Consider the following 12724-nt stretch of genomic DNA (forward strand, 5'->3'; position numbering starts at 1 on the left):
ATTCTCCTTTACCAAATCCCCAGTAGTATGTAGCTCTTTTATAAATAAATTTGATCATAGCGCTTTCATTGCTTTCTTATGAAGAACCCCGTGCTTCTCCAACTCCATAAGAGTCCATCCCCCCTCTCCAGTATTCGAATCGCATTATCCGCCGCCCACAAAAAATGTCTATTAGTACAAAGGTGAATTAATTCACATGTTTGGATAAAAGCCTCTCAGCGGCAATTTCTGGCTTGATGTTATCAGACTCCTCTCCTTGTTCTCTGTATATAAAATCACAGCCCCTATAATAAACATCACTATTTTCTAGTTATTTACTATTTATAGTTCTTTCCCTCTCATATCTTACATTTTCTTCTTGCTGTAAATTGCAGTGATTACACTAATTGTGCAATCCGTGTCAGGTATGCTATTTTAACTGGATGCCACGACGAAGGGAGTTGATCGACCCTGTGAACAAGCAACCACCCATCGGGGTCATTCTTGCTCAAATTGGAACACCATCCGAACCTAGTGCCACAGCAGTTCGTCCTTACCTGCGGCGTTTTCTGTCCGACCGCCGGATTATCGACTATTCCCCACTGCTCTGGCAGCCTCTGCTGCGCGGAATTATTCTGCGAACCCGACCCCGCCGCTCAGCGGAGCTATACCGGCAGATTTGGGGAGTCGACGGCTCGCCGCTGCTCACCCATTCCCTAACGCAGCAGTCTAGACTGCAACAACTGCTGGGCAATCGTTATCAGGTCGAGCTAGGCCTCGCCTACAGTGAACCAAGTATGGAGCAGGCTGTACACAAACTGGAAAAATCGGGAGCGACACGGATCATTATCGTTCCTTTATTCCCGCAGTATTCTTCGACGACCACCGCCTCCGTGTATGATGCAGCCGCCTTTGCTATACTTGGACGACGCAGCGCGCGTGGTCCGGCATCGAAGCGATTTGTACCCGCCCTCCGGTTCATGGAGGCTTATTACGATGAACCTGGTTACATCGCAGCCATGAAGGATCATCTCAATCGTCAATTGGAGGGGATGACGGACAAACCCGATTATTATGTCCTGACCTTTCACGGTATCCCGAAGCGGTATGCCGACACCGGCGATCCATACCCGGAACAGTGCAAGGAGACGGCAAGGCTGCTAGCTGAGGCCATGGGTTGGGAAGCAGCAGAATGGCAGCTTACTTTTCAATCCCGGTTCGGACGGGAAGAGTGGGTTGGACCAGCAACAGCAGATGTACTTGGCGAATTGGCGGGACGGGGAATACGAAGACCGGCTATTTTCTCACCAGGCCTCGTGACCGATTGTCTGGAAACCCTGCATGAGCTTGCTATAGAAGGACGTGAGTTATTTGTAGCAGGCGGCGGGCAAGAGGAGAACTTCACAACTTTTCCTTGCTTAAATACCGAGGAGGAATGGCTGTCCTTTCTGACCCATCAGGTGGAGCAGAACGCCCAGGGCTGGATAACGCACACAAGCCGCCCTACCGCAGATCATCTCTGATCCCGAAAGGACGGCTTGTACTGCCGGTAACGGCTCTATGGACTGGACGTCTTACTTAGACGCTCAGTTGCTTGTATTTGTCAGTTAATTCATCAAACCACTGTTTATCTTGCATAGACAAAGCCACGTCAATCAACTCGGCAATTTCACTCCGTGTAAGCTCAGGTGAATCGTTGAAGCAGATCTCTGCGGAGGCTTCGGCCTCCCCTTCCACCCCTTCAGCAAAATCGTAGGAAAAGTTCAGCTGGATCTCACTTTCCAGGAATTCATTACGGAGAAAATATAGCACTTCGCACATCAGAACAGGTCTGACTTGGTCTTCGAAGACACATTCCATCACCTTCGCCCAATATTGCTTGTTGCTAAGGTGCAGCTTGTCATTGGTCAGAAGATATTTCTCCCCTTGAAAATCATTGACAAATCTCAGCTCGAGCGGCTCCATTTTGAAAATACCGGCAATTTGCTTCATGGCAATATCCACAATGTCCTGCGTTCCTAATCTGATCATCTCTGATGCACCCCTTCTCTTTCAATAAATATCGTTACTATCTTTTGTTCAATCTATATAGTTAATGATTTTATACTATTTTTACAAAGAAAATGATTCAATTTTGTTATATTTGTTTAATATATATCCTTTTTATGAGCAGACACAGCCAAACTTATTAGTAAAAATAGAAAGAGCTGCCACAGTAGGACAAAACACCCTAAATGGCAGCTCTTTTTCGGTTATATCTGAATCATCACTCTATTAACGGAGCAACTGTTTCTATTTAATCTTGTACAAACAATGGCACCAGTTGTATACCGTCTTCCGGAGAAATCCGCACCAGGCCCTTATCAGAAATGCGGAGGGTCGGAATCACTGCCAGCGCAAGCAGCGACAAGGTCATAAAAGCATAATTCAACGTACAGCCCGCGTTATAGAGCGCAGTACTGATGGCCGCTGACTGGGCGGCAGCGATCTCGAACGGCTCGGCGGACATCAGTCCAGCGATTGCCAGCGGTAACAAGGTTTCTCCTGAAGCTGTGATTACCGCTACTCCCCCTTGTGCATCAGCGACTGCATTCGCGGCACGTGCCATGAGCTCGTCATCATTCCCGATAACCAGAACATTGTGGCTGTCATGGGCCACGGTCATGGCGATGGCCGCTGGTTCATGGAATCCGATTCCTTCCACAACTCCGACCGATTTATTGCCTGTCCCTTTGTGGCGTTCCAGAACAGCAATTTTACACAGTCCGTCGCCTTGACCCACTTGCAGCTTACCATCCTCGACGGGCAGGGTAAGAATGCGCTCGATGGTCTCTACATGGTTTTCCCGAACCTTGATAACCCGTGTGGACAATGTACCCGATGCTAGTGGAGCTGTGATGATAAAATCATCAGCAGTCGGGCGCTGCGCCAAGTGGACCGAAGCCCTTACTTCCGCCGGATAGGTGAAGGCAGGCAGCTGAGCTGTCATTACGCCATTCTCAGCCACTACGACACCTGCTGCGATAGTTAGCACAACATTAACATCTGCCAGATTGCCATCAAGCAAAATGATATCGGCACAGGAACCCGGCGTTATGGAGCCGATATCCCGGGCCACACCAAAGCGCTCCGCCGTGTTGATCGTCGCCATTTGGAAAGCCGTCACCGGCTTCACACCCTGAGCGATAGCATGACGCACCACAAAATCCATATGCCCCTCATCACGCAGGGATTCCGAGCTGCGGTCATCGGTCACGAGCATGATCCGGCGAGGATCAATCCCATGCTCCGTGTGAGCTGTGATCGTCTTCGCCACATCATGCCAGGCGGAACCGCGGCGCAGCTTGGCATACATACCGAGCCGGACGCGCTCAATAACATCCTCTGCTGTCACGCACTCGTGGTCTCCCGTGACACCTGCTGCCGCATAGACCGGAAGTCTCCAGTCACTGGACGGCCAAGTAAAGTGCCCGTCCACCTGCCGGCCAGCCCGCAGCGTAGCCTGGATTTCGCCCAGCATTTTCTCGTCACCATAGACAACGCCCGGGAAATTCATGACCTCGCCCAGTGCAATTACATCCTCGCCCCAGGTAAAAGCTTCTGCTACTTCCTCCGGTCCAATTGCCGCACCAGTGGTCTCAAACTCCGGTCCCGCTGCCGGCACGCAAGATGCTACCTGCATATACCCTGCCAGCGGCGTCCCGCGCAATTCATCCAGCATCAGCTTGATGCCTTTGAGCCCGAAAACATTGGCAATCTCATGGGCATCAAAGAAGCCACCGGTAGTCCCGAGCGGCAGCACCGCGCGGGCAAATTCCGTCGCAGTTAGCTGCGTGCTCTCAATATGGCAGTGACCATCAAGCAGTCCAGGAGCAATATATTTTCCATTCGCATCAATGACCTGTGTGTCTTCGCCAATCAAATGCGAGACATCCTTGCCCACATAAGCGATACGTCCACCCTGAATCCCTACAGACATCCCATCCAAAATTTCGCCGGAGATCACATTCACCAGCTTGCCGCCAGTAATCACCAGCGTAGCCGGCCGGTCACCACGGGCTGTTGCCACAAGCTCCGGTACACAATCTGCCAAAGGTTTTCTCTCAAAAGTCATGGTGATCTCCTCCTCGTTATTTATCAGCGTACCCGTAACTGATCTGCCCGTATTCTAAGAAAAACGGCTATCTCATCCCGAAAGGGACAAGAGCCGTTTTGCCGCTGGTGCAGACGTTTTGTTAAATTGTACATCGCCGATTATTCCCTGCTACAGTAGCAGGTTTGTTCCAACGATTATCTTACGTTCCTATCAGTACGTCAAGCACTCATAAAACTACTTCAAAATATACTGCGACAGGACCGACTGCACCTCATAAATATTAACGTTTTTGTTGAACGTCTTCTTAATAGGAATTGTGCTGCTGGAAATGTAGAGGCATAGCTCGGCATCCAGATCCAGATGTCCCGCCGTCTCAACGGAGTAATGGGAGATGCTTTTGTAAGGGACAGAATGATACTCCGTTTTCTTCCCGGTCATCCCTTGCTTATCCACCAGAATTAGCCGTTTATCTGTAAAAATAAACATATCCCGTACCAGCTTGTAGGCTCGCTCAATCTTTTCATCAAGGATCAGAATCTGACCGTATTCCTTGCGCACTGCCGCCAGATCCACCTGTGAAGCATTGCCCAATATTCCGTCAAAAAGTGCCATTGGCCCTTCCCCATTTCTGTCCTGTAATTTGACGACCGCCTTCCGTCATATACTCATATTATTAGAATTTTCGGCAATCATTCGAGGTAATAACCAGGAATATGCAATTTTAGGCTTGCTTATTTCAGACGAATTGATTACTATTAATGTAAATTTGCAAAAAAAGGAGGTGTGGTAGGATGGATCGCAATTGGACCAACAGTGTTATTAGCCGGCTGCCTTTGGCAATGGCTGGCATCGTTAATGAAAATGCCAACAACGGGAGAAGTCTGTCCATTTTCAAGAACTCAATAACACTACACAATTGCGAAATGCCCTTCCTGCCATCACCCGAACGGATATAATTATCGGAGATGACAAGACCGCGGGGATATTTCCCTGCGGTCTTTTTGTATTGGTGTAACGGCGGATGAAGGGTGTTCTAAAAGGAGAATACCCATGATTATTCAATGTCAAAATGTCCAAAAATACCACGGCGCTGAGCTCGTGCTAAATAGCGTTACCTTTGAAATTCGCCAAGGCGAGAAAATCGGCCTCATCGGCCGCAATGGCTGTGGCAAAACCACGCTCTTCCACCTTCTCAGTGGCGGAGAACGCCCGGATCAAGGGCAAATCTCAATCCGTAAAGGCAGCATCGTCGGCATGCTCTCGCAGATTCAAGATTTTCAGGAAAATGACACCGTGTATGACATCCTTCAGCGCAGCTTTGCCGAGACGCTGCAATGGCAGCATCGCTTGCGGGAACTGGAGCAAGAGATGTCTCTCTTGAACGCAGAAACCGATGAAGCACATTGGAACCGGCTACTTCGGGAATACGGCAGCCTTCAGGACAAGTTCGAAAATGCTGGCGGCTATGAGATCGAATCCAACATTCAGCGCGTGTCTGCCGGGCTAGGCATTCAACCTGAGCAGTACGACCGTCTCTTCACCTCCCTCTCTGGAGGGGAGAAAACCAAGGTCGGCCTGGCTGAGCTGCTCCTGCGTCGTCCTGATGTGCTGCTGCTCGATGAGCCAACCAACCATTTGGACATGGCGGCCATCGAATGGTTGGAGCAATTCTTGCAGGACTATGATGGCACCATTCTCGCGATTTCCCATGACCGTTACTTCCTGGATGCGCTGGTGAAGAAGGTGATCGAGATTGAAGATGGTGAAGCCATCACCTATCACACAAATTACAGTGACTATCAAAAAGAAAAAGAAACACGCCTGCTTCAGCAGTTTGCGGATTACCAGGAGCAGCAAAAGAAAATCAAACAAATGCAGGAGAGCATCAAACGCCTGATTGAATGGGGTAACCGTTCCAATCCACCGAACCCAGGCTTCCACCGCCGCGCTGCCTCCATGCAGAAAGCTCTCGATCGGATGGTCAAGGTGAAGCGCCCGATTCTGGAGCGCAAAACCATGGATTTGCAGCTGGAGCAGAATGACCGCTCCGGGAATCAGGCGCTCATCTTGGACCGGGTTGCCAAGTCTTACGGCGAACGCCTGCTGTTCAAGGAAGCCAGTGAAGTCCTGCGATACGGCGAAACAACAGCCCTCATTGGCGGCAATGGCGCAGGGAAAAGCACGCTGCTGCGAATGGTTCTCGGGGAAGAAACTCCGGACAGCGGCAGCTGTACTCTGGGTTCCCGGGCGGCTGTCGGTTACCTCGCCCAGGAGGCCGTTCCTGGTGACGGGGGACAATCCGTACTCCGGTATTTCCGGGAAGAAGCAGGACTCGAGGAAGGCGAAGCCCGCGGGCAGCTTGCCCGCTTCCTTTTCTACGGAAGCGATGTGTTCAAAGACATTGCGAACCTGTCTGGCGGCGAATGGACTAGGCTGCGGTTCGCGGTGCTGATGCACCGCCGTCCGAATCTGCTGATTCTCGATGAGCCCACTAACCATCTTGATATCGATTCCCGTGAAGCGCTGGAAGAAGCGCTAGAGGAATTCCCGGGAACCGTATTGGCCGTCTCCCATGACCGTTACTTCATTAACCGCTGCTTCCGCAAGCTGTGGTGCATTGAAAACGGCCGGTTCCATGTCTTCCAGGGGAACTATGAATACTATAAAGAGAAGCAGGCTGAACTAGCAGCCTCTACTGGTGTGTCGCAGCAAGACCTTACGGCAACAGGCAAGAATGCTGCTGGCTCGTCACAGCGAAATAGTACTGGATCAGCATCCAAGGATACTACCCGTTCCTCATCCAATAATGTCACTTCTCGCCCTGCTCGTTCTCAAGCCGCCTGGGAACAGGACATCGCTGCTGCGGAACAGGTACTCGGAGACATCGATGCCCGGATGATGGACCCGCTAATCGGCAACGATGCGACTGCGCTCACAGAACTCCAGCAGGAACGGGATGCTGCGCAGGAGAAGCTGGATGAGCTCTACTCTGCCTGGATGGAAGCCGCTGAAGGTGCTGTTGAGTAACACAGCAGCTCTGATTGCAATCTGACACAAGCCGCGGAGCACACTGTGTATTTAACGTGAAGTAAAGATGCTGAACCCAAACGTTGAAGCAGAGCGTTATTGGATGCGATATACGATAGATACAATAAGATATGATAAGAGGACGATATGGTACGATTCAATTCGATGCGATACGTTTCGATGCGATAAGATGCGATAAAAAGACGACTGCGAGAAGAGTCGTCTTCCCCTCATCTTTTGGCACACGGAAGGCTCCCTCTAAAAAACACTGGAGTGAATACTATGAATAACACAGAACAGATCGAGCAGTTTTGGAAAGAATATCTCCAGCTTCATCCCGGAGTGAGCCATTACTATGAAGCATGGGCCTTTGGCGATAGCCCGGAAATGGCCGACGAGCTTCTGGACCTCGTGCTGCGGGGAATCAAGACAGGAACATCCTCTAACTATGCAATGTATGAGCTTGAAGGGGGAACACCTCCTCGCGTTGGAGACCAAGCCATTCTCCTGAACGGGCTAGGTCAGCCGAAGGCGGTGATTCTAACCACGAAGGTGGACGTTCTACCGTTTAACGAGGTTAGTGCCGAATTTGCCTATACCGAGGGGGAAGGCGACCGGACATTGGACTATTGGCGTGCTGTCCATGAGGATTTCTTCTCTCGGGAGGCCAACTTCTGGAATGTAGCGTTTGACACCGGGATAATGGTCCTGTGTGAGAATTTTGAAGTTGTCTACTCACCATCCCACACCCTCTAAAAATACCAAAAAGGCTGCCTCTTCGGACCGAAGAGCGCAGCCTTTGTTATATGCGGCTAAAGTTATAGAATAAGTGTGTACTTTGTGCTGGTTCTAACGCCAAATGCCCATAATCCAGCCAAAGACCGAAATCCATAGCGGGATGCTGATTAGAAGGCCCCATAACAGCCCGGTAGCAATATTGCCTTCCGCAGGACGTTTCACACCCTCCTGTTGCAACGGAAGTCTCAATTCTTCTTGTTCCATGCGATCCCCTCCTAAAATATCTATCGTCACAGCAGAGGAAAAAATGTAGACCGCCTGGCCCAAAAAGTAAAAATTTTAGTCTTTTTTTAGATATAAAGGCTCAGCGGTTTTTTAAATTGTAAGTGCTTACATAATGGATATTAACCATTCTCTCCGGTATTCGAAACGTCTATACACCGGGAAGTCATACATTATATGCATGACTCCTAGTCCAAAATGACTGCCTTGTCGGGATTTTGCAAATATTCAAACATAGTCTGCAGTTGAGTCTTCGTATTCCGTTCTTCCGAAAGCTCTGGCAACTCGTCTACCCCGAAGAAAGCGACCCCACTGGTCTCCACTCCTACGGCAGCCTCACCGCCGGTAATTCGGCAGAGGATGAACAGCTTGTAGATATGGTAAGGTTCCGGAGGATGCTGATGAAACTTTTTATCCAGTACGGCCAGTAAGCGGACGGCTTCAGTCTGAAAGCCAGCTTCTTCAGCAATTTCCTTGACGACGACCTCACTCGGGGAAAGCCCAATATCAGCCCAGCCGCCGGGTAGCGCCCATTTGCCATCCAGCTTCTCACGAACGAGCAAAATCTTGTCCTCGCGGAACACTACACCCCGAATATCCACTTTGGGCGTGCAATAGCCTTCATCTCCTGCGAAAGCCAGTCTGATCTTCTCCTTGCTCTCAAAAGAATATTGGGCCAGAATATCCACACTCAGCTCACGGAGGGCCTGATAACGCTCAATGTCATACACATCTTTAGCATAAGCCAGACCTGTTTGAGCAATCGCCTGGATCTCTTTAGCCCAGGATAACCATTTCTGTTCCATGAATAATCCCTCTTCTCCTTGGATTCTTCCGCAGGGTACAGTCTATTGGCAGAGCATGATGTGACGGGAAAAGCCCGCCTTTTTAGCAATACAACGGTCCTTGATCGTGAATCCCGCATCGGTAATCATCTCATCCATGGCCTCAATCGCCACAATCACGGCACGGTCTGCAATCCGCCGAGCATTCGTTAGAATGGAGAATTGTTCTTCCGGTGTAATGCTGGAATACAGATTATAAGGCATGTCTATGAATGCAACGTCATAGTGGTCCTGAATATCAGCGATATCCCCCAGAGTAACTTCACTGTTATATCCAAAATGAGCAATGTTCGTTCTGGCTCCAGTGGCAATCATCGGATTGATATCCCGGCCGACAATATCGATACCCATAGATAAGGCCTCAACCATAACCGTACCAATTCCGCAGCAAGGATCAATCGCCTTAATGCCCTGCGGGTCTGGAATCCCCATGTTAATCGCTGCCCGGGCCACGCGTGTGCTGAGCGCAATGGAGTAGCTGCGGGGTTTTTTCATATGACGGAACCAATCCGCGTTATTCTTATGGTACGGCCCGAAGTACCAGCGTCCGCCCAAAGTGACAATGCCGTATACCAACTGCGGAGAGTTCACATCCGCTTCGCCTTCAATGCGCAAACCGATTTCCCGCTCAATTCCTCTGCGCTCATCATATTCGATTTTATTCTCAGCTGTCAGATCGTTGGTCTTGACGAAAATAACTTTAAACGTCTTCTCCCCTACCTGCACCTGTTCCGTTTGTTCATAGATCTCAGGCAAGCTGTCGCCCGCATACATAACATCAATCCGTTCCTTAACAAAAGGGCTGCGGCTGACGTCCACTTCAATATCACTGGCAAAAATAGACGGACCCACGTTCTGCCCAAACAAGCAGCGCAGCTCCATCGCACACAAGGACTCTTCATCCGCTGAGCTAGCGTAAGTATAGATAAATGCAGGTGTTTTAACCTCTTTATGCAAAATATTCCCATCCTCTGTTCATATAATCGTTCCTCTTACCTCCATGCAGCTTGTACAGCGCTTCGCCAATTAGGTTAACCCAGTCTATCATGGTTACTGCTTAGTAATCAATAATTGGGAGAGAACCGTCAAGGGGCGCTGCATTAAGGAAAAAAGGGCTGGCGGGCTCCATTTTGCAATCCTTTTTGCTCACTTTGGCGTTCTCCAGTATAATGTTTCCTGTAGCACGCATTCTAAGAACGGTAGTAAAGACTAGACTCTTGGTTGACTGACCCTCTGGCTAGACCTTAAGCCCGTCGTGCGGGCATACATTTTAAGGAGGTACATATCACTATGTCATACGAATCTTATTTTCAAACTCACCGGGAGGCACATCTCGATGAGTTAAAGCAGTGGCTTACCATTCCCAGCATCTCTGCCTTGTCTGCGCACAAGGATGATGTTCTGGCGGCGGCACACTGGCTGCTCGATACATTGAAACGGGCCGGGCTGGAGAACATTGAGCTTCATCCCACTGCCGGACACCCTGTCATATATGCCGATTACCTTCATGCGCCGGGCAAACCGACCGTCCTGGTCTACGGCCATTATGATGTACAGCCGGTAGATCCGCTGAACTTGTGGACGACCCCGCCTTTTGAACCGGAGATCCGCGATGGCAAGCTGTTTGCCCGTGGAGCAACAGATGATAAAGGTCAAGTCTTCCTGCACATCAAGGCAATCGAGGCCATCCTGAAGGAAGAAGGCACCCTTCCGGTCAACATCAAACTCTGCATCGAGGGCGAAGAAGAGATCGGCAGTGCACATCTCCCACCATTCCTCGAAGCTAACAAAGAAAAGCTCGCAGCAGATGCCGTGCTTGTCTCGGATACCTCTCTGCTTGAGCGCGGCCGCCCGGCTATCTGCACAGGACTACGCGGTCTCTGCTCGCTGGAGGTCACTGTAACGACTGCCCTGACCGATCTGCACTCCGGCTCGTACGGTGGTGGCGTTCCGAATGCTCTGCATGCCCTCGTATCGCTGCTGACTAGCCTCCATGACGATAAGGGCCGCGTTGCGGTTGAAGGCTTCTACGAAGGTGTTCCGGAATTGTCCCCGCTACTTCGCGAAGAGTTCGCCAAGCAGGGCGTAGACGAGAACAAGATCAGAGAAGGACTTGGACTGGATTCGCTGTACGGCGAAGAAGGATATAGCTTCGTAGAGCGGATTGGTGCTCGTCCTACGCTTGAACTGAACGGTGTATACGGCGGCTTCCAAGGCGAAGGCAGCAAGACGGTCATCCCTAAAGAGGCACATGCCAAAATCACTTGCCGTCTCGTAGGTGACCAAGATCCGCAGCACGCACTTGATGTCATCGAGGCTCATCTGAAGGCTAACATTCAAGCTGGTGCGAAGGTTCATGTGAAGCAAATGGAGAAGGCACGCGCCTTCAATAGTGATCCTTCACATCCGATTCTGCAAACCGCAGCTGATGCCTACGGTAAAGTGTACGGAACCCGTGCACTGTTCACCAAAGACGGCGGCTCCATTCCAATCATGGAGAGCTTCGCCCGCGTACTGGAAGCGCCGGTGGTATTGATGGGCTTTGGCCTTGACGACGAGAACCTGCATGCACCAGATGAGCATTTCAACCTGGAGAACTTCGATAAAGGTCTGCTGACCATTGTTGAGTTTTTGAAAACAGTATAAGGACAATAACGTTAAAGCCCGACCTCCCATTAAAAGAGGCCGGGCTTTTTTTTGCGATAACGAAGTGAATGATCATATGTACTTCAGAATCATATGTACTTCGGGAGCTTATCCCCTCAGTAAACCCAATGATGTATCAGCTTTTGGACCATATAAGCATATGGATTCACAGCAATTTTAGATATGGTAATGAAGAATGGGACAGGATCACTTATGCCAATATCAATTCCACTACTATGTGAAATTTCTGGCTGTTCGAGCCCATATTGTTCTGTCAGTCTATCTCTGGTTTCACTATCAATTACGTTACCATTCTGCGCATCAATGTAACCAGGTTGTCCGAAGACCAAAATTAGGGTAAGTAGGGCTATCAGTAAGGTTAAATATTTGTTTTTCATCGTATATCTCCTAGATTCATTCCTTTAATTGGAAGGGACACATCATTCAAGACTCTATTTTAGCGTTTTTGGAACAATGTGTAAATACTAAACACTACTATTTCCCCGTTCAATCCATTCGGAGCAAGGGGGACGTTTGGAGCTGCGGTCGCAAAACGCTCACCTGAAAGCTTTCCATAGGAGCTAGCACCGGAACATAGACTGTCGACAAATTTCAAGTGTTAGAGGCGATATATTTCCCTTCACCAGTCATCTTAAGTTAAAAAGAGCAGCAACCTCTCCAACTAACGGCATTTTTGCACCTTATTTTTCTCCAATATAGGCAAATGAGGTAAGTAAGGGCATTATTGTATCTTATTTTTCAAAAATGTACGCTAGACGGGGATTCTGTAAGATTTAAGGTACAAAATTGCACTTAATCTACACTAATCCTTGGCTGCAGAGGATTTAAGGTACAAAAATGCCGTTAATTAATTCGATACTTCTTATATAAGCTCTATTTTCTTAACTACTATATAAGCCGAACAAAAAAAGTAACAAAAAGCGAGAAGGAACAAAGGGGGAAATTGGGAACTGTAGGAGCGGTAGCGAACGCCTAAAAGCTGTCCGAAGGAAAGCCCGCAGCGGAAGATGGGCTGTCTCCAAACTTCAACTGCAAATAGATGTACAAATAGAAAGAAATCTGGAGACAACAGCAGCCGGAAATCCAAACA

At 49.4% G+C, this 12724-nt stretch carries 12 protein-coding genes; 5 read left to right on the plus strand and 7 right to left on the minus strand.

Annotated elements, in window-relative coordinates:
- Positions 1 to 452: 452 nt before the first annotated feature.
- The gene (gene hemH / locus ACFRAM_RS07585) at positions 453 to 1502 is read left to right on the plus strand and encodes a ferrochelatase (protein ID WP_379465320.1); all 1050 of its coding nucleotides are present in this window, start codon (positions 453 to 455) and stop codon (positions 1500 to 1502) included.
- A gap of 55 nt (positions 1503 to 1557) precedes the next feature.
- Here hemH and ACFRAM_RS07590 read toward each other — a convergent pair whose 3' ends face one another.
- The 3 genes from ACFRAM_RS07590 to ACFRAM_RS07600 all read right to left on the minus strand — a co-directional run bounded on the left by ACFRAM_RS07590 (position 1558) and on the right by ACFRAM_RS07600 (position 4687).
- Positions 1558 to 2010, minus strand: coding sequence for an IDEAL domain-containing protein (locus tag ACFRAM_RS07590; protein ID WP_175371184.1), 453 nt, complete (start codon positions 2008 to 2010; stop codon positions 1558 to 1560).
- A 265-nt stretch (positions 2011 to 2275) separates the two neighbouring features.
- Positions 2276 to 4093 carry an adenine deaminase gene (locus ACFRAM_RS07595; RefSeq protein ID WP_379465322.1) on the minus strand — a complete coding sequence of 606 codons (1818 nt, stop codon included), beginning with the start codon at positions 4091 to 4093 and terminating at the stop codon, positions 2276 to 2278.
- A gap of 216 nt (positions 4094 to 4309) precedes the next feature.
- Positions 4310 to 4687 (minus strand): PH domain-containing protein, encoded by a 378-nt coding sequence (locus tag ACFRAM_RS07600; protein ID WP_066373304.1) that lies wholly within the window; start codon positions 4685 to 4687, stop codon positions 4310 to 4312.
- Positions 4688 to 4866: 179 nt separating this feature from the next.
- Here ACFRAM_RS07600 and ACFRAM_RS07605 point away from each other — a divergent pair, with 179 nt between their 5' ends.
- The 3 genes from ACFRAM_RS07605 to ACFRAM_RS07615 all read left to right on the plus strand — a co-directional run bounded on the left by ACFRAM_RS07605 (position 4867) and on the right by ACFRAM_RS07615 (position 7858).
- Complete coding sequence (locus tag ACFRAM_RS07605) at positions 4867 to 5031, plus strand: hypothetical protein (protein WP_379465324.1); 165 nt, start codon at positions 4867 to 4869, stop codon at positions 5029 to 5031.
- 94 nt (positions 5032 to 5125) lie between these two features.
- Entirely contained in the window at positions 5126 to 7102 is a 1977-nt protein-coding gene (gene abc-f / locus ACFRAM_RS07610) for a ribosomal protection-like ABC-F family protein (protein WP_379465326.1), read from the plus strand.
- Positions 7103 to 7384: 282 nt separating this feature from the next.
- Positions 7385 to 7858 carry an ASCH domain-containing protein gene (locus ACFRAM_RS07615; protein WP_379465328.1) on the plus strand — a complete coding sequence of 158 codons (474 nt, stop codon included), beginning with the start codon at positions 7385 to 7387 and terminating at the stop codon, positions 7856 to 7858.
- 93 nt (positions 7859 to 7951) lie between these two features.
- Here ACFRAM_RS07615 and ACFRAM_RS07620 read toward each other — a convergent pair whose 3' ends face one another.
- The 3 genes from ACFRAM_RS07620 to ACFRAM_RS07630 form a co-directional block, all read right to left on the minus strand.
- Positions 7952 to 8104, minus strand: a complete 153-nt coding sequence (locus tag ACFRAM_RS07620; RefSeq protein WP_175371189.1) for a hypothetical protein — start codon at positions 8102 to 8104, stop codon at positions 7952 to 7954.
- A gap of 206 nt (positions 8105 to 8310) precedes the next feature.
- The gene (locus ACFRAM_RS07625; RefSeq protein ID WP_379465330.1) at positions 8311 to 8928 is read right to left on the minus strand and encodes an NUDIX hydrolase; all 618 of its coding nucleotides are present in this window, start codon (positions 8926 to 8928) and stop codon (positions 8311 to 8313) included.
- Between the two features lie 42 nt (positions 8929 to 8970).
- Positions 8971 to 9924 carry a TRM11 family SAM-dependent methyltransferase gene (locus ACFRAM_RS07630; RefSeq protein WP_379465332.1) on the minus strand — a complete coding sequence of 318 codons (954 nt, stop codon included), beginning with the start codon at positions 9922 to 9924 and terminating at the stop codon, positions 8971 to 8973.
- A gap of 333 nt (positions 9925 to 10257) precedes the next feature.
- Between ACFRAM_RS07630 and ACFRAM_RS07635 the strand changes: the two genes are divergently transcribed.
- Positions 10258 to 11613 (plus strand): dipeptidase, encoded by a 1356-nt coding sequence (locus ACFRAM_RS07635; RefSeq protein ID WP_379465333.1) that lies wholly within the window; start codon positions 10258 to 10260, stop codon positions 11611 to 11613.
- 116 nt (positions 11614 to 11729) lie between these two features.
- Here ACFRAM_RS07635 and ACFRAM_RS07640 read toward each other — a convergent pair whose 3' ends face one another.
- The gene (locus tag ACFRAM_RS07640) at positions 11730 to 12011 is read right to left on the minus strand and encodes a hypothetical protein (RefSeq protein ID WP_379465334.1); all 282 of its coding nucleotides are present in this window, start codon (positions 12009 to 12011) and stop codon (positions 11730 to 11732) included.
- Positions 12012 to 12724: the final 713 nt, after the last annotated feature.

This window comes from Paenibacillus sp. NPDC056722, assembly GCF_042790635.1.
Taxonomy (GTDB): domain Bacteria; phylum Bacillota; class Bacilli; order Paenibacillales; family Paenibacillaceae; genus Paenibacillus_AQ; species Paenibacillus_AQ agri.

Coding starts and splice junctions, on each gene's coding strand:
- ACFRAM_RS07590 (WP_175371184.1), bottom strand. CDS start 2,010: ATGATCAGATTAGGAACGCAGGACATTGTGGATATTGCCATGAAGCAA.
- ACFRAM_RS07595 (WP_379465322.1), bottom strand. CDS start 4,093: ATGACTTTTGAGAGAAAACCTTTGGCAGATTGTGTACCGGAGCTTGTG.
- ACFRAM_RS07600 (WP_066373304.1), bottom strand. CDS start 4,687: ATGGCACTTTTTGACGGAATATTGGGCAATGCTTCACAGGTGGATCTG.
- ACFRAM_RS07605 (WP_379465324.1), top strand. CDS start 4,867: ATGGATCGCAATTGGACCAACAGTGTTATTAGCCGGCTGCCTTTGGCA.
- abc-f (WP_379465326.1), top strand. CDS start 5,126: ATGATTATTCAATGTCAAAATGTCCAAAAATACCACGGCGCTGAGCTC.
- ACFRAM_RS07615 (WP_379465328.1), top strand. CDS start 7,385: ATGAATAACACAGAACAGATCGAGCAGTTTTGGAAAGAATATCTCCAG.
- ACFRAM_RS07620 (WP_175371189.1), bottom strand. CDS start 8,104: ATGGAACAAGAAGAATTGAGACTTCCGTTGCAACAGGAGGGTGTGAAA.
- ACFRAM_RS07625 (WP_379465330.1), bottom strand. CDS start 8,928: ATGGAACAGAAATGGTTATCCTGGGCTAAAGAGATCCAGGCGATTGCT.
- ACFRAM_RS07635 (WP_379465333.1), top strand. CDS start 10,258: ATGTCATACGAATCTTATTTTCAAACTCACCGGGAGGCACATCTCGAT.
- ACFRAM_RS07640 (WP_379465334.1), bottom strand. CDS start 12,011: ATGAAAAACAAATATTTAACCTTACTGATAGCCCTACTTACCCTAATT.